Below are 15,849 nucleotides of genomic sequence, written 5' to 3' on the forward strand. Positions count from 1 at the left end.
GCGCTCAGGCGGCGATCAGTTTCGCCGCGGTCACCAAGCGCTACCCCGACGGCACCGTCGCGGTCGACGACCTCGACCTGAGCATCGAGCCCGAGACACTGACCGTGTTCGTGGGGCCGTCGGGGTGCGGCAAGACCACCTCGATGCGGATGGTCAACCGGATGATCACCCCCAGCTCGGGGACGGTGTCCGTCAACGGCCGCGATGTGGCGCACACCGATCCGGTGTCGCTGCGACTGGGCATCGGGTACGTCATCCAGGGCGCCGGCCTGCTGCCGCACCGCACCGTGGTCGACAACGTCGCCACCGTCCCGGTGCTGCGCGGCGACTCCCGCCGTGCCGCCCGCCGGGCCGCCCTCGGGGTGCTCGAGCGGGTGGGCCTGGACCCGGCGCTGGCCGGCCGCTACCCGGCGCAGTTGTCCGGCGGGCAGCAGCAGCGCGTCGGCGTCGCGCGGGCGCTGGCCGCGGACCCGCCGATCCTGCTGATGGACGAGCCGTTCAGCGCGGTGGACCCGGTGGTCCGCCACGACCTCCAGCAGGAGATACAGCGACTGCAGGCGGACCTGCGCAAGACCATCGTCTTCGTCACCCACGACATCGACGAGGCGGTGCGACTCGGCGACCGCGTCGCGGTGTTCGGTCCGGGCGGCAGGCTCCAGCAGTACGACACCCCACAGAACGTACTGTCTTCCCCCGCAACAGATTTCGTGGCCGAGTTCGTCGGCCGCGACCGCGGCTACCGGGGCCTGTCGTTCCGCTCCGCCGACGACGTGCCGCTGCACGAGGTCCGGACCGCCACCGAGTCCGAACTGGGCGCCCTACGCCTCGGTCAGGGCGAGTGGGTCCTGGTGGTCGACGAGGCGCGCCGCCCGCACGGCTGGATCGACGTCACCGGTGTGGAGGGCATCCGCGCCGGCGCCACGGTCGCGGCTTCCACCGCGGCCGGCGGTTCACTGCTGCACCTCGGCGGCGACCTGCGGCAGGCACTCGACGCCGCCATCTCCTCGCCGTCCGGAATCGGTGTGGCCGTGGACGAGTCGGGCGCGGTGGTCGGCGGGGTGTCGGGCGCGGAGGTGATCGCCCGGCTCGCGGACCAGCGTCGGGCCGAGGACCGGGCCCGCGGGCGCCGGTTCTTCGACGACGAACCGGTCGGCTGATGCGCTGGCTGCTCGACAACTTCGACTACGTCGTCGACCTGGCCCGCACCCACCTGTACCTCGCGCTGACGCCGCTGCTCATCGGCCTTGTCGTCGCGGTCCCGGTCGGCACCGCAGTGCGTGCCGTGCCCTGGCTGCGCCGGACCACCCTGACCGCCGCGTCGATCGCCTTCACCATTCCGTCGCTGGCCCTGTTCGTGACGGTCCCCGAACTGTTCGGCCTGAGCATCCTCGACCCGCTCAACGTGGTGATCGCCCTCGCCGTCTACTCCACGGCCCTGCTGGTGCGCACGGTGCCGGAGGCACTGGACTCGGTGCCCGCCGTGGTCGTCGACGCCGCGACGGCGATGGGGTTCACCCCACTGCGCCGGGCCCTGACCGTCGAACTGCCGCTGGCGGTGCCGGTGTTGATCTCGGGGATCCGGGTGGTCGCGGTGACCAACATCTCGCTGGTGTCCGTCGGCTCGCTGATCGGCATCGGTGGGCTCGGCCAACTGTTCACCGCCGGCTACCAGCGCGACTACCCCGACCAGATCCTCGCGGGCATCATCGCGATCGTCTTCCTGGCCCTGGTGTGCGACCTGCTGCTGTACCTGGCCGGCCGGCTCCTGACGCCGTGGACGCGGTCCGCACCCGGCCGACGCGACGCCGGGCTGCTGCGGGCCACGGAGGGACCGGCATGAACCTCTTCTCCGCCGCCTTCGAGTACATCGGCGACCCCGCGAACTGGTCCGGACCCACCGGCATCGGCGCCAGGATTCTCGAGCACCTCTGGTACAGCCTGCTGGTCCTGTTGGTCTCCGCCGCCGTCGCGATCCCGCTGGGCCTGCTGATCGGCCACTTCCGGCGGGGCGAGGCGGTCCTCGTGGGCCTGGTCAACTCGCTGCGCTCGCTGCCCACCCTCGGCATCCTGACCTTTCTGGTGCTGATCATGGGACTGGGCCTGACGCCGCCGATCCTCGCGCTGGTGCTGCTGGGGATCCCCCCGATCCTGGCGGGTACCTACGCGGGCATCGCCAACGTCGACGCGCTGGTGGTCGACGCCGCCGAGGCCATGGGGATGACCCGGGCGCAGGTGCTGGGCCGGGTGCAGGTGCCCAATGCGCTGCCGCTGATCCTGGGCGGCGTGCGCAATGCGACCCTCCAGATCATCGCGACCGCGACGGTGGCGGCCTACGTGAACCTCGGCGGCCTGGGCCGGTACATCTTCGACGGCCTCGCGCTCCGGGACTACCCACGGGTGCTCGTCGGCGCCGTTCTCGTCGCGGCCCTCGCGCTGATCGTGGACGGCCTGCTGGCCCTCGCGGTGTGGGCCTCGGTGCCGGGGACCGGCCGCCTGCGCCGCACCGGGACCGGAAAGGGGGGGCGGCCGACGACCTGTCCGTCGACAAGATCGTCCCCAGCCCGCTCGACCCGCGGGTCGCGCCGGCCGTGGCCGAGGCCGTCGCGGCCGCCGCCCACGCCGAGGGCGTCGTCTAGGCATCGCGAACACGCCGGGGAACGCCAGCACGTTGTTGATCTGGTTCGGGAAGTCGCTGCGCCCGGTCGCCACGATCGCGGCGTACTTGCGCGCCACCTCGGGGTGGATCTCGGGGTCGGGGTTCGACAGCGCGAACACGATCGAGTTCTCGGCCATCGTCGCGATGAGCTCCTCGGGGACGGTGCCCGCGGACACGCCCAGGAAGACGTCGGCACCGGCCAGCGCCTCCGCCGTGCCACCGGTGAGGCCGGCCGGGTTGGTGCGGGCGGCCAGGTCCACCTTGACCTCGTTGAGGTCGGTCCGGGAGCTCGAGACGATGCCCTTCGAGTCGAGCACGATCACGTCGGAGATCCCCGCTGCCAGCAGGATGTTCGCGCACGCCACGCCGGCCGCGCCCGCACCGGAGATCACGACGCGCAGGCCGGTGATGTCGCGGTTCTGGACCTTGACCGCGCCCTTGAGCGCGGCGAGCACCACGATCGCGGTGCCGTGCTGGTCGTCGTGCATGACCGGGCAGTCGAGGGCCTCGATGACGCGACGCTCGATCTCGAAGCAGCGCGGCGCCGAGATGTCCTCGAGGTTGACGGCGCCGAAGCTCGGGCGCAGCCGGATCAGCGTCTCGACGATCTCGTCGGGATCCTTGGTGTCGAGCACCAGCGGGATCGAGTTGAGGCCGGCGAAGTTCTTGAACAGCGCGGCCTTGCCCTCCATGACCGGCAGCGACGCGCGCGGGCCGATGTCGCCGAGGCCGAGCACCGCGGTGCCGTCGCTCACGACGACCACGAGGCGACTGGTCCACGTGTAGCGGTCGGCCAGCGACTCGTCGGCGTGGATGGCGCGGCTCACCTGGGCGACGCCGGGGGTGTAGGCGATGGACAGCGCTCGCTGGGTGTCGAGCGGAGCTGTGGTCTCGACAGAGAGCTTGCCGCCGAGGTGGCCCGCGAAGATCTCTTCGTCGGTCAACTCAACCTTGGACGGAGTGGTTGATTCAGACACGGGAGACACGATGACACTCCTACTCATGCCGCCCCCACGCGGGGGCGGGTTACTGGTAAGTAGCAGCGCCGAAGGGAAATTCGACGCAGCCGCAGGTTCATACTCGAGATGTGGGGTGAGGCTAACCGAGGGTGCACGATCAATTCCCGATTGGTTTTCGGGTAACAGCACTCACTTCGGAAGCGCGAAGGCGTCAGGCGGGGTGGGCCCGAGCACGAAATCTGCCGCTGATTTGTCCGACTTTCGCTCTCTCGTCGGGCGGTGGCACCGACGCTGGAGTGCAACAAGTGTGTCACCGGCCCTTTGTGTAGGCAAATCTCACCGAATTCGCCCGCGGAAGTGAGGTCAACCCCACCACTGCGTCCACAACAGCGCGGCTGTGACCAACAACACTCCTACCGAGCAGGATATGGCCGCTCCCCCACGCCTGCGGTCGGCGAATCGCTGCGCCAACACCACCACGATCGCGGCGGCGATGTGCGCCGCGACCGAGACCGCGCCGGGCCCCGGGAACCCCCGGCGACCGCCGAGGTACGCGGTGCCGACCACGACGAGGGCGAGCACCACCACACCGGCCGCGGTGGCACCGCTCAGCGCCCTGAGCCCGCGGACCACGGCCCCGTCGCGCTCGCCGTACTCCTGGTATTCGTCGAGTGACACGTGCTACCCGCCTGCGATGAATCCGCGAACCGAGTCCGCAATGAGCTGTACCGCGATCGCGGCCAGCAGGAGTCCGGCGATCCGGGCGAGCAGCGTGATGCCGCCGTCGCCGAGCAGCCGGATCAGCACCGTGGAGAACCTCAGCGCCAGGAACAGAATGAGGTGGATCGTGAGGATCGCCAAGCCGATGGCGAGGTAGGACGACGTCTGGCCGTCAGCCTGACTGACGAACACGATCACCGCGGCGATGGCACCGGGACCGGCCATCAGCGGGGTGCCGAGTGGCACCAGCGCGACATTGACGTCCTCGGCGCCCTGTATCTGGTTCGCACTGCGCCCGGTCAGCAGTTCCAGCGCGATGATCAGCAGCAGCAACCCGCCCGCGCCCTGCAGCGCCGGGATACCGATGTGCAGGTAGTTCAGGATGGCCTGACCGCCGACGGCGAACACCGTGATCACGGCCAGTGAGACCGCCGGCGCCTGCCAGGCCGCCCGGTTGCGGGCCTCCCGGCTCTTGCGGCCGACCAGCGACAGGAACACCGGGATCACGCCCGGCGGGTCCATGATCACGAACAGGGTGATCACCGCGGTCAGGTACAGCGTGGTGTCGAAGGACATCAGCGCGCGCCCGTCACCGGGTGACCACGGCTGCGCCCGTGGCGGCCGCGACGATCCGCTCGTACTGCTCGGGTGCCGTGACGAACTCGCCGAGCACCACCGACTTGTTGCCGCCGTGGTAGTCCGACGACCCGGTGACGATCAGGTCGAGGTCGCGGGCCAGTCCGGTCAGCAGCGCCCGGTCCTCCGGCCGGTGGTCGTGGTGGTCGATCTCGACGCCGCCCAGCCCGTCCGAGACGAGCTCGCCGATCTGCTCCGTTGCGAGCAGCCGGCCGCGGCTCGCGGCCCGCGGGTGCGCGATCACGCTCACCCCGCCCGCCCCGGCCACCATCCGCACGGCGTCGCGCAGCGGCGTGTCCGCCTTGTGCACGTAGTAGCGGCCGCCGGTCGCGAGCAGGTCGGTGAACGCCTCGTTCACCGACGCCACCACGCCCGCGTCGACCAGCGCCCGGGCCAGGTGGGGTCGCCCCGCGGCGGGCCCGGCGGCGGCCATCACCGCGTCGGGGTCCACCGGCAGTCCGTCCGCCGCCATCTTCTCGGCCATCGCCCGCAGTCGCCCGGTGCGCTCGGCCCGCAGCCGGCCCCGCTCGCGGGCAAAGGCGTCGTCGGCCGGGTCGAACAGGTATGCCAGCAGGTGCACCGCGACCGGTCGGCCGTCCTCGCCGCGGCCCTCGCAGGACATCTCCATCCCGCGGACCAGGCTCAGCCCGGCGGGCAACGCCGCCTCCGCCTCCGCCCAGCCGGCGGTGGTGTCGTGGTCGGTGAGTGCGACGACGTCGAGGCCCGCGGCCGACGCCGCCGCAATCAGTTCGGTGGGACTGTCGGTGCCGTCGGAGGCCGAGGAGTGGGTGTGAAGGTCGATGCGCACCCGGCCATTGTCTCAGGAACCGGAGAGTGCGGGCGGCCCGCCCGACCGCCGGGGATAGCATGGGCTCGAGCCCCAGGGGAGAGGAGACGCCGACGTGTCGTCCCTTCCGCCGCGCCGACACCTGCCGTCGCGTCCGCAACTGCCGTCGCTGCCGTCGTTCCGCTCGCCGCCCGGGCCCGAACCGGCACCGTCCGACCCTCCCTGGTGTCCCCCGGAGGACGCGATCGTGGACTGCGCGGTGTACGTCGGCGGCAGGCGACTGCCCGGCGCCTTCACCCACGAGACAGCGCTGGCGAAGGTACGCGCGCTGGGCCGAGGCTTCGCGTGGGTCGGACTGCACAAGCCGAGCGAATCCCAGATGACCTCCGTGGCAGAGTGTTTCGGCCTGCACGAGCTGATGGTCGAGGACGCCGTCGGGCACTCGCACCAGCGTCCCAAGCTCGAGCGCTACGACGACGTGATGTTCATGGTGCTGCGCACCGTCAACTACGTCGAACACGAGTCGATCGCCACGGCCAACGAGGTGGTCGAGACCGGCGAGATCATGATCTTCATGGGTCCCGACTTCGTGTTGACGGTCCGGCATGGCGAGCACTCCAGGCTCACCGGCGTCCGCCAGGGCCTCGAGGCCAACCCCGAACTGCTCGCGCTGGGTCCGTCCGCGGTCCTGCACGCCATCGCCGACCACGTCGTCGACTCCTACCTCGTGGTCACCGAGTCCGTCGAGAACGACGTGGACCTGATGGAGGAAGCGGTGTTCAGCACCGGAAACCGGGTCGCGACCGAGCAGATCTACATGCTCAAACGCGAGATCGTCGAACTGCGCAAGTCGGTGAACCCGCTGGCCAGCCCGCTGCAACGGCTCGGTCAGGACACCACCACCGGAATACCCAAGGAGGTCCGGCGCTACCTGCGCGACGTCCAGGACCACCACACCATCGTCGCGGAACGGATCGCCGAGTTCGACGAGGTGCTCAGCACGCTGGTCGACGCCGCGCTGGCCAAGATCGCCGTGCAGCAGAACACCGACATGCGCAAGATCTCGGCCTGGGTGGCCATCGCCGCGGTGCCGACCATGTTCGCCGGCGTCTACGGGATGAACTTCGAGCACATGCCAGAACTGCAGTGGACCTTCGGCTATCCCCTGGTGCTGGGCATCATCGCGGCCATCTGCACCGCACTGTTCGTGACGTTCCGGCGCAACGACTGGCTCTGAGCGGCGGTCCGGCCTGCCGCGCTAGAGGGACGCCGCCGCCCGGGCCGGGTCGCGCACGTCGATCCCGGCCTCCGCCCACGCCTCGCGCAGCGCCGCGGCCCCTCGCAGTCGCACCCACGCGGCCTCGGTGCCGGTGATCGGGACGGCATCGAAGAACCGCACCGGGTCGGCCGGCTCGGGCAGTGCAAGTTCACCGATGCCGCTCTCCCCCAACAACATTGCAGTGAAGGGCGCATCCTTCCAGAGCTGCTCACCGACGTCGAGCAGACCGTCGACGGTCAGGACGACGCCCTCCACCGCCGGCGCCGCGGCCAGTACCGCGAGCGTGCGATGCACGCCCGAGGCCACACCGGCGCCGCCCCGCAGGGTGAGCACCAGTTCGGCGCGCGGTCCCCGCACGGGGTCCGCGATCAGGTCGCTGGGATCGCCCATCGGGTGCCGGGAACAGCCCAGCGAGACGTAGCGCACCAGGTCGTCGTCGTCGGGACCGAAGCGGAGCACCTCGAGGGGTTCGAGCCCGAGGAAGGTCACCGAGGCAGCCGAGGGCGGCGGACCGCCGATCTGCTCGACGAGGTGCGCACGGACCGAGGCGATGACGCTGTCACTCACCTGCTCATCTAACACCGGTCCCCGCCGGAAGGGTCAGTGAGCCGGGGTCAGCGTGACGGTGGTCTCGTCCGGCGTCTCCGGTGCACGCAGGGTCAGGATCCTGGTGCCGGCGTCCCAGTTCGCGGCCTCGCCACCGGAGACCTGCGCGCCGTTCGGGAAGGTCCGCACCGGCAGGTAGATCTCCGTCGGGGCCGAGATCGACGCGTCGGGCCGGTAGGTGAGCTCGAGCCGCTCGGGCCCGCCCCGCCAACTGGTCGGGGTACCGGCGACCGCGCGGGGATACGGGTGGTCGAGGGCGGGCACCAGGTTGCGTGCGGTGCCGTCCTCCTCGTAGGGACCCCAGCTCCCCGGATCACGGGACCAGTAGCTGACGCCGGCGCCCATCTCCGTTGCCGTCGCGTAGATGCGCTCGACGAAGTCGAGTGCGCCGGGAAGTGTGGTGTCGAGTCCGAACTCCCCCAGGATGATCGGGACGTCGCCCAGCGCCGCCGCGGTGCGCAGCGTGTGGCCGCGCCACGCATCGACGGTGGCGTCGACGAGGTCGCGTGAGGTGCCCTCGTAGCCGCCGCCCAGGTCCATCGGCAACGGATAGATGTGCGGGCAGTAGGCAATTCGCTGGTCGCCGTCGCGCGCATCGTCGATCCGACCGAGACCGCTCGGCGTTCCCCAGTTCACGCCCATCGCCTGCGGTGCCACGCACACCCAGCTTTCCTGGTCGACGGTGCGGATCGCGTCGGCCGTCTTCTGGTACAGCGCCGTCAGCGGGCCGGCCTCGAAGACCGGGCCCTGCAGGGTTCCGCCGTACGGCTCGTTCATGAGGTCGTAGGCCACGACGGCGGGGTTGCCCGAGAACCGTTGCGCCACCGCCCGCCACGCCTGCGCGTAGTGGTCGGCGAGCTCTGGGTGCTCACCCGTCGTGTTCCAGAAGTTGTCGAACGCCCGGATCACCCCGGGATCCAGGTAGTACTGCTCCCACATCTCGTGGGATCCCACCGGCAGTCCGTCCATGTACGTGGCCCACGCCGGCGCGCCGTTGCCGGTCTTGCCGTCCGGGGTGATCGCGCCGGACCAGAGGTCCTGGTGCATGTCGAGCATCACCTGGTAACCGCGCTTCGCGTACCAGCCGACGCGTTCCTCGACGCGGTCGAGGTACGCCTGGTCGAAGACCCCCGGCTCCGGCTCCACGGACCGCCACGAGATCAGGAACCGGACGAAGTTGGTTCCCATGTCGGCATGTTCACGCGCGAGCTGCTCCTCGGTGAAGTCCGGCATCCCGTCCGGGGTGCTCTTCGCGCTCGACGCCGTGTTGAACCCCCGCAGCACGAGCGCTCGGCCCGCCTCGTCGGTGAGGAACGACGCCGCCGGCGCGGGATCGGATCGCAGCGCAGCGCCGACACCGCCCGTGAGGACGAGCGCTCCGGCCACCAAGAGGGACACCACTCTGATCCGCCGCACACTCGACCTTCTTCACCGTTTCGCCACGCCTGGTCTTCTGGACGCCGATATTGTGGCGACATGTCCGAGTCCCCCGAGGCCGTTTCGGTGAACCCACAGGTCAGGCCGGTTCCCGGCTCGAGCGCGGTTGACGGGTCCCTGGACCAGTCAACCGCGCACGAGCACGAAGTGCCTACCGGTCCGTGGGCCGGCACGGTCACTGTCGCCGTGATCTCCGCTCTCTTCGGGACCTGGACGCTGACCGGCACCGCCCTGACGTACCTGCCGGCGCTGCTCGTGCCCAGCGCCCTCGGGTTGCCCTTCGGGGTGCCGCCGCTGCGTCTGACGCCGCTCGGCGAGACGACAACCGGATCCTGGGCGGTGGACGTGATCGCGGCGCTCGTCATGATCGCCGTCGTCTGGATGCGGTTGGTCAGCTCGTCGAGGCTGCACCCGGCCGGCGGCGTGGCCCGCGCATTCTGGGCGGGGCTGGGCGCCACCGTGATCGGCGTCGTGGCCGGCAACCTGGTCCGCATCGTGTACCTGAGTTTCGTGCTGCACGAAGGGCCGGGCGCCTACCTGGCCTCGCTCGTGGGCGGCGCACTCGTCTCCGTCCTGTGGGGCGCCGTGGTCGGGGTGGCAGTCGGCGTCGCCCACGCGATTGCCCGACAGGTCACGGTCCGGCTGGCGTCACGGCATCGGAGTGAACCGGACGTCGTGACTGTCGGCGCCGCGATGCGCGAACCGCAACAGCCGCAACGCCTCTGACGCGACCTCCGACTCGACACCCTGACCCAGGCGCCGGAATGTCGTGACCTCCACGACGCCGGCCCCCTTCTTGGCAGTGACGGTGACGAATCCGGCCACCGTCCCGTCGACCAGGATCGTCGGCTTGATGATCCCGTTCACGGTGAACACCACCTTGCGGTGCTCGTCCGAGATCACCCGGGTCCGGTTCGCGTGGCCGAGGAGCACACTGTCGAAGGGCGCGAGGATCCGCACCGGCACCGCGCACGACGGGTCCGGACGCAACGCGTCGGGCAGGTCGAAGAGCTCCGCCCCGTCCTCGTCGAGGAACACCCGCAGCCGCGGCCGCAGCCGTTCGAACACCTCCGCCAGCCGGGTCAGCCCCGACCACGCCTGGGCGTCCGCGACGCTCGCCGGGCCGTAGGCGGCCAGGTACCGCAACAGCAGTCGCTCCGGCTCGGGCCGCGTCGGGGCCGGGGCGCCGAGCCAGTTCTCGACGGTGGCGCACACCGGCTGCCCCGAGCGCCCCCACAGGCCGCGCGGGGGCACCTGCACCAACGGCAGCAGGCACCGCGCCGCATGGGCGAGCGCCGCCGGGTCGCGGTCCGGCCAGTGCCGCGCCATCAGCGGACGCAGGGCGGCCATGGTCATCGGGGTGGCGTCGAGCAGGTCACGGCTCACCGCGGCGAGTTCCGCGGTGTCCAGCCCGGCCAGTGCCTCGCGGTGCGCGGCGTTGGTGCGCAGGTCCGTGTCCATGATCGGCTGCACCCAGGGCCGCAGCGCCAGGGCGTCGGCCGCGGTGACCGCGTGCACCGTGCCGCGCATCAGGACCATGCGCACCACCTGCCGGTCGGCGATCAGGTCCGACAGCTCGGAAGGGTCGAAGTCGGCGAGCCTCGCCCACAGCGCGTAGTACGGCGCCGACGGCGACTGCGCCTGCAACCCGTAGAGGTGCCCGACCAGGTCGAGTGCCGTACCTGCCTCACGCCGAAGCAGGTGCTGGCGGTCCAGGGTGGCGCGCGAGAGCGCCCCGGCCGTCAGCCGTTCTCGGGTCGTTCCACCAGCCGCCACCGGCACACCTCCCGCTCGATCGAAGTAGTGACGGGCCCCAGGCTAGGACAGGACCGGCAAACTCACAGCCGGCCGGCAGCGGCAGCGGACAGGAAGCGTCCCGCGGCGCTCTCCACACCACCGCACCGGACCGCCCTGATCAGGCCATTCATGTTCTCCAGCACAGGATTCGACTCGCCCCGAGTCCGTCCTGGGACCCTGCTGTGAATACCCCCGCAGACCTGTCCGGGCCGCCGATCGGGTGCACGGCGGTCCCGACCAGGGCCAGTACTCACAGCAGGACCACGACAGGGACCGGGGCGACAACTGGCAGCCCGGCCCCTCAGCTCCCCCAGCTGCCCGGCGGGCTGAATTTCGGGAGCTGAGTCCTGCCGGGGCCGTCGCCGCGCGTTCCTCCCCACACGCGCGGCGGCGGTCGCCTAGATCGCCAGCTTGGCCAGCAGGTCGCGGGCGCGCTCCGCGGTCTTCGGTTCGCACAGCACGTCGTAACGGCCGGCGACCAGCTGCATCGTGGAGGCGAAGTCGCGCTGGCCCCGGGTCGCCGCGTACGGGATCACCGCGGAGATCAGACCGAACACGATGCCGCCCAGGATGCCGGCGACCAGCGGGCCGAGCAGGCTGTCGGTGAACAGCCCCAGCAGCAGGCCGAGGAACACGCCGAGCCACGCACCCGAAACGATCCCGCCGCCAATGACTTTCGCCCAGGTGAGCCGGCCGAGCACCCGCTCGACCTGCATCAGGTCGACACCGACGATGGTGACGTCCTCCACCGAGAACTGCTGGTCGGACAGGTAGTCGACGGCGCGCTGCGCCTCCGCGTACGTGGGGTAGGAGCCGATCGGCCAGCCGCTGGGTGGGGTGGGCAACCCGCCTCGTCCGGTCCTATTCGGCTGTGCGAGAGGATTGGTCATCGTCGGCGCTCCATCGTGGTCGGTCGGTCGGTTCTCGGCGGTACCGGGCCGGGCGTGCCCTCACCAGGATGGTGCGAGCGTCCGCCGATGTCCATTTTACGGAGATTCGGGGTCGAACCGCATTGTCCGTGCCATCCCGGCCGCCCGCCCCTTGCCCGCGATCACCTGCGCCATCTTCGCGCTCGCCTCGTCGATCATCTCGTCCCCGAGCATCACGGCACCCCGGCCGCCACCGGCCGCGGAGGTGTGGAACTCGTAGGCGTCGAGGATCATCTCGGCGCGGTCGTAGTCGGCCTGGCGCGGGCTGAACGCCTCGTTGGCCGCGTCGATCTGGGTGGGGTGCAGCACCCACTTGCCGTCGAAGCCGAGCGCTGCCGTGCGCCCCGCCGCCCGCCGGAAGGCTTCGACGTCGCGGATCTGCAGGTAGGGACCGTCGATCGCCTCGAGGCCGTGGGCGCGGGCGGCCATCAGGATGGTCATCAGGATGTGGTGGTAGGCGTCGCCGGTGTCGTACCCGTCCGGCTGCTCCCCCACCACCAGGGTCCGCATGTTGATGCTCGCCATGAAGTCCGCCGGACCGAACACCAGGGTCTGCACCCGGGGACTGGCCGTCGCGATGGCGTCGATGTTGGTGAGCCCGAGCGCATTCTCGATCTGCGCCTCGATGCCGATCCGTCCCACCTCGAGCCCGTTGGCCTTCTCCACCTGGGTCAGCAGCAGGTCCAGCGCCTGCACGTGAGCCGCCTCGGTCACCTTCGGGAGCAGGATCGCGTCCAGGTTGGCGCCCGCGCCGGAGACGACCTCGACGACGTCGGCGTACGTCCACTCGGTGGTCCAGTCGTTGACCCGGACGACCTTGATCTGCCCGCCCCACCCGTCGGAGTTCAGTGCGTCGACAATCTCGCTGCGCGCCTGCGCCTTTGCGATGGGCGCGACCGCGTCCTCGAGGTCGAGGAAGACCTCGTCGGCGGGCAGGCCCTTCGCCTTCTCGATCATCTTCCGGCTGCTGCCGGGGACCGCCAGGACGGACCGCCGCGAACGCGCGTGCACCATGAGGACCTCCAGAAAAATGGGGTGGCGTGCCCCCGGAGAACCGCGTCTACCAGCCCGCGATCCGACGTCGGGACACCGAGCGAATTAGCCTTGCCATCATGGCAGCAGTGAGCAAGGTCTTCGCAGCCAGGCTCGCGGGCCTGGTGGTGCTCGGACCTGACGGCGAATCGATCGGCAGGGTGCGTGACGTCGTCATCACCATTCGCGTGGGACGGCAGCGACCGCGGGTGCTCGGACTGGTCGTGGAACTGCTCACCCGGGGCCGGATCTTCATCCCGATGCTGCGGGTGACGGCGATCGCCCCCGGCTCGGTCACGGTCACCGGGAACGTGAGCCTGCGCAGGTTCGCCCAGAAGCCGGGCGAGGTACTGGTCCTCGCGCAGGTCCTCGACACCCCGGTGCGGATCGACGACCCCGAACTCGAGGAGCTCGCCGGCCAGGACGTGCTGGTGGTGGACCTCGGCATCGAGCTGACCCGCACCCGCGACTGGGTCGTCTCCCGGGTCGCCGTCCAGCGGCCGCGCGGGCGGCTCTCCCGCCGTGCCGCCGTGCATGTCGTGGAGTGGCCACACGTGCAGGGCCTGACCCAGTCCCAGCTGGCGCTGCCCGGCCAGGGCGTCGCCCAACTGCTGGCCCAGTTCGAGGGGATGCGGCCCGCCGACGTGGCCAACGCGATGCGGGACCTGCCGGACAAGCGCCGGTACGAGCTGGCGATCGCGCTCGACGACGAGCGGCTCGCGGACGTGGTGCAGGAGCTGCCCACCGACTCCCAGACGGATCTGCTGATGCACCTCGAGGTGGAGCGTGCCGCGGACGTGCTCGAGGCCATGGACCCCGACGACGCCGCCGACCTGCTCGGCGAGCTGCCCGACGCCGAGGCCGAGTCGCTGCTGCAGCTGATGGACCCGGTGGACTCGGAACCCGTCCGACGGCTGCTCCAGCACTCCCCCGACACGGCCGGCGGCCTGATGACCCCGGAACCGGTGATCCTGACCCCGGCCACGACGGTGGCCGAGGCCCTGGCCCGGGCCCGGCACCCCGACCTGACACCCGCCCTGGCGAGCATCGCGTTCGTGGTCCGGCCCCCGATCTCCACCCCCACCGGGCGCTACCTGGGCTGCGTGCACCTGCAACGGCTGCTGCGCGAGCCACCCGCGACACTGGTCGGCGGCATCCTGGACACCGACTTGACCCGGCTCGACCCCGAGGACTCGCTGACCACGGTGACCCGGTACTTCGCCCGGTACAACCTGGTGTGCGGGCCGGTGGTCGACGACGAGGAGCACCTGCTCGGCGCGGTCGCCGTCGACGACGTGCTCGATCACCTGCTGCCGACCGACTGGCGCGAGGAGGCGGAAGACGATGAGTGAGAAGTCCACCCCCGACCGTCAGCGCCTGGACACGCCCCGCGGTCCGCGGCGCCTGGGCCTGAACATCGACGTCGAGGCCGTCGGCCGGGTCAGCGAGTCGATCGCCCGCTTCCTCGGCACCGGCAAGTACCTGGTCATCCAGACCGCGGTGGTGATCGTGTGGATCGCCCTCAACATCACCGCCGTGGGACTGCAGTGGGATCCGTACCCCTTCATCCTGCTGAACCTGGCCTTCTCCACCCAGGCCGCCTACGCGGCGCCGCTGATCCTGCTGGCACAGAACCGTCAGGAGAACCGCGACCGGGTCTCGCTCGAGGAGGACCGGGCCCGGGCCGAGCAGACGAAGGCGGACACCGAGTTCCTGGCCCGGGAACTCGCCGCGCTGCGGATCGCGGTGGGCGAGGTCGCCACACGCGACTACCTGCGCCGCGAACTCGACGAGATCAAGGGCCTGCTCGCCGACCGCGACGCCGACGTCACCCGGTCGCCGCGCGGCTGACCGCCGGCCGTAGCGAACCCTGCTCCGCCTCCGATACAAAAGACGAACACGGCCGTTTCCGTTATGTAACCTGAATCACATTTCGGGGGACGACGTGTCGAGGAGGGTGAATGCGGATCAGGGGGATGGCGACCGCGGCCGCGATTGGGCTGGTGTCGCTCGCGACGGCCGTGTCGTCGGCAGGTGCCGTGAACGCGTCGGACCTGGCCACCGAGCCGGCACCGGCTCCGGCCGTCGCCGCACCCGACGCCCCGCCCACCGGCACGGTGGGACTGGTGGCACCGGCCCCGCGCCCGGTCCGCACGCCCCGCGCCTACACCCCGCCCCCGCCGGTCTGGTTCGAACTGCCGCCCGCGGTGGCCGAGAAGCTCACCCCGATCCCGGTCTCGCTCAGTGCGCTGGGCATTCCCGAATTGGTGCTGGGCGCCTACCGGGCCGCGGAGGCCACCCTGGCCACGCAGTCCCCGGGCTGCGGCGTGAGCTGGCACCTGCTGGCCGGGATCGGCCGGATCGAGTCCGGGCATGCCGGCGGCGGGCGCACCGACGCCGCGGGCACCACCGTGACCGGGATCCTCGGCCCGACCCTGGACGGCACGCTGGCCGGCAACAACGTCATCGCCGACACCGACGGCGGCCGACTCGACGGGGACCCCCGGCACGACCGCGCGGTGGGGCCGATGCAGTTCATTCCCGGCACCTGGGCCCGCTACGCCGCGGACGGCAACGACGACGGCGTCTCGGACCCGAACAACGTCTTCGACGCCTCACTCGCGGCCGCGCGGTACCTCTGCTCCGGCGGGCTGAACCTGCGCGAGCCGGCCCAGGAACTCAAGGCGGTGCTGAGGTACAACAATTCGGCCGCGTACGCGTCGAACGTGCTGGCCTGGTCGGCCGCCTACGCCGCGGGCGGCACCCCGACCGCGGGTTCGATCCCGGATGTCACCACCGAACCCGCCACACCCGTCCCGCCGACGACGCCGGCCGACCCGGCCAGGATCGGGGACCACTCGCCCGCGGTGGACGCCGCAGCGCCCGCGTCACCGCAGGCCCCTGCCCCGGCGCCGCTGATCCCGGGCCTGCCCGCGCTGCCGGAGCTGCCCTGCCTGATCTTCTGCCCGCCGGCACCCGCCGCCCCCGAGGGGCCCCCGGGAGCACCGGCT

15 protein-coding genes and 2 pseudogenes are annotated in these 15,849 nt (G+C 71.1%); 8 read left to right on the top strand and 9 right to left on the bottom strand.

The features are described 5' to 3' along the window. Positions 1-14 precede the first annotated feature (14 nt). From AC1DWC_RS25000 to AC1DWC_RS25010, 3 genes and pseudogenes are all read left to right on the top strand, one after another. Entirely contained in the window at positions 15-1,157 is a 1,143-nt protein-coding gene (locus AC1DWC_RS25000) for an ABC transporter ATP-binding protein (protein ID WP_477912406.1), read from the top strand. Beyond that, a complete protein-coding gene (locus AC1DWC_RS25005; protein ID WP_477844318.1) occupies positions 1,157-1,840 on the top strand; it encodes an ABC transporter permease in 684 nt (227 codons plus the stop codon). Before AC1DWC_RS25000 ends, AC1DWC_RS25005 begins: the two co-directional genes overlap by 1 nt. Next, positions 1,837-2,502, top strand: a pseudogene (locus AC1DWC_RS25010) (ABC transporter permease); the annotation flags it as partial. The gene AC1DWC_RS25005 and the pseudogene AC1DWC_RS25010, both read left to right, overlap by 4 nt. Before the next feature lie 141 nt (positions 2,503-2,643). Here AC1DWC_RS25010 and AC1DWC_RS25015 read toward each other — a convergent pair. The 4 genes and pseudogenes from AC1DWC_RS25015 to AC1DWC_RS25030 all read right to left on the bottom strand — a co-directional run. Next, a pseudogene (locus AC1DWC_RS25015) lies at positions 2,644-3,642 on the bottom strand (NAD(P)-dependent malic enzyme); the annotation flags it as partial. Between the two features lie 336 nt (positions 3,643-3,978). Next, positions 3,979-4,293, bottom strand: a complete 315-nt coding sequence (locus AC1DWC_RS25020; RefSeq protein WP_477912387.1) for a hypothetical protein — start codon at positions 4,291-4,293, stop codon at positions 3,979-3,981. 3 nt (positions 4,294-4,296) lie between these two features. Continuing rightward, positions 4,297-4,911: a MarC family protein gene (locus AC1DWC_RS25025; RefSeq protein WP_477912389.1), complete on the bottom strand. Its 615-nt coding sequence runs from the start codon at positions 4,909-4,911 to the stop codon at positions 4,297-4,299. 13 nt (positions 4,912-4,924) lie between these two features. Then, a complete protein-coding gene (locus tag AC1DWC_RS25030; RefSeq protein WP_477842441.1) occupies positions 4,925-5,779 on the bottom strand; it encodes a PHP domain-containing protein in 855 nt (284 codons plus the stop codon). A 139-nt stretch (positions 5,780-5,918) separates the two neighbouring features. Here AC1DWC_RS25030 and AC1DWC_RS25035 point away from each other — a divergent pair, with 139 nt between their 5' ends. Then, the gene (locus AC1DWC_RS25035; RefSeq protein WP_477912408.1) at positions 5,919-6,995 is read left to right on the top strand and encodes a magnesium and cobalt transport protein CorA; all 1,077 of its coding nucleotides are present in this window, start codon (positions 5,919-5,921) and stop codon (positions 6,993-6,995) included. Between the two features lie 21 nt (positions 6,996-7,016). Here AC1DWC_RS25035 and AC1DWC_RS25040 read toward each other — a convergent pair whose 3' ends face one another. Together AC1DWC_RS25040 and AC1DWC_RS25045 are read right to left on the bottom strand one after the other, a co-directional pair. Next, positions 7,017-7,604 (bottom strand): suppressor of fused domain protein, encoded by a 588-nt coding sequence (locus tag AC1DWC_RS25040; RefSeq protein WP_477912391.1) that lies wholly within the window; start codon positions 7,602-7,604, stop codon positions 7,017-7,019. A gap of 33 nt (positions 7,605-7,637) precedes the next feature. Further along, positions 7,638-9,041 carry a cellulase family glycosylhydrolase gene (locus tag AC1DWC_RS25045; RefSeq protein WP_477912393.1) on the bottom strand — a complete coding sequence of 468 codons (1,404 nt, stop codon included), beginning with the start codon at positions 9,039-9,041 and terminating at the stop codon, positions 7,638-7,640. Positions 9,042-9,227: 186 nt separating this feature from the next. Here AC1DWC_RS25045 and AC1DWC_RS25050 point away from each other — a divergent pair, with 186 nt between their 5' ends. Next, on the top strand, positions 9,228-9,806 hold the full coding sequence (locus tag AC1DWC_RS25050; protein ID WP_477912395.1) for a hypothetical protein: 579 nt from the start codon (positions 9,228-9,230) through the stop codon (positions 9,804-9,806). Here the strand turns inward: AC1DWC_RS25050 and AC1DWC_RS25055 are convergent. The 3 genes from AC1DWC_RS25055 to AC1DWC_RS25065 all read right to left on the bottom strand — a co-directional run bounded on the left by AC1DWC_RS25055 (position 9,729) and on the right by AC1DWC_RS25065 (position 12,820). Next, a complete protein-coding gene (locus AC1DWC_RS25055; RefSeq protein WP_477912397.1) occupies positions 9,729-10,856 on the bottom strand; it encodes a winged helix DNA-binding domain-containing protein in 1,128 nt (375 codons plus the stop codon). The two genes, AC1DWC_RS25050 and AC1DWC_RS25055, sit on opposite strands and share 78 nt — an antisense overlap. A gap of 419 nt (positions 10,857-11,275) precedes the next feature. Further along, positions 11,276-11,767, bottom strand: a complete 492-nt coding sequence (locus AC1DWC_RS25060; protein ID WP_072845992.1) for a YflT domain-containing protein — start codon at positions 11,765-11,767, stop codon at positions 11,276-11,278. A gap of 96 nt (positions 11,768-11,863) precedes the next feature. Further along, a complete protein-coding gene (locus tag AC1DWC_RS25065) occupies positions 11,864-12,820 on the bottom strand; it encodes an HpcH/HpaI aldolase/citrate lyase family protein (protein ID WP_477912399.1) in 957 nt (318 codons plus the stop codon). 98 nt (positions 12,821-12,918) lie between these two features. Here AC1DWC_RS25065 and AC1DWC_RS25070 point away from each other — a divergent pair, with 98 nt between their 5' ends. The 3 genes from AC1DWC_RS25070 to AC1DWC_RS25080 all read left to right on the top strand — a co-directional run. Further along, entirely contained in the window at positions 12,919-14,190 is a 1,272-nt protein-coding gene (locus AC1DWC_RS25070; protein WP_072845990.1) for a magnesium transporter MgtE N-terminal domain-containing protein, read from the top strand. Beyond that, positions 14,183-14,689 (top strand): DUF1003 domain-containing protein, encoded by a 507-nt coding sequence (locus AC1DWC_RS25075; protein ID WP_477912402.1) that lies wholly within the window; start codon positions 14,183-14,185, stop codon positions 14,687-14,689. The genes AC1DWC_RS25070 and AC1DWC_RS25075 overlap by 8 nt, the downstream gene beginning before the upstream one ends. 110 nt (positions 14,690-14,799) lie before the next feature. Further along, on the top strand, positions 14,800-15,849 hold a 1,050-nt coding region (locus AC1DWC_RS25080), incomplete at its 3' end, for a lytic transglycosylase domain-containing protein (RefSeq protein ID WP_477912404.1).

It is taken from the genome of Rhodococcus sp. P4_C10 (assembly GCF_056402135.1).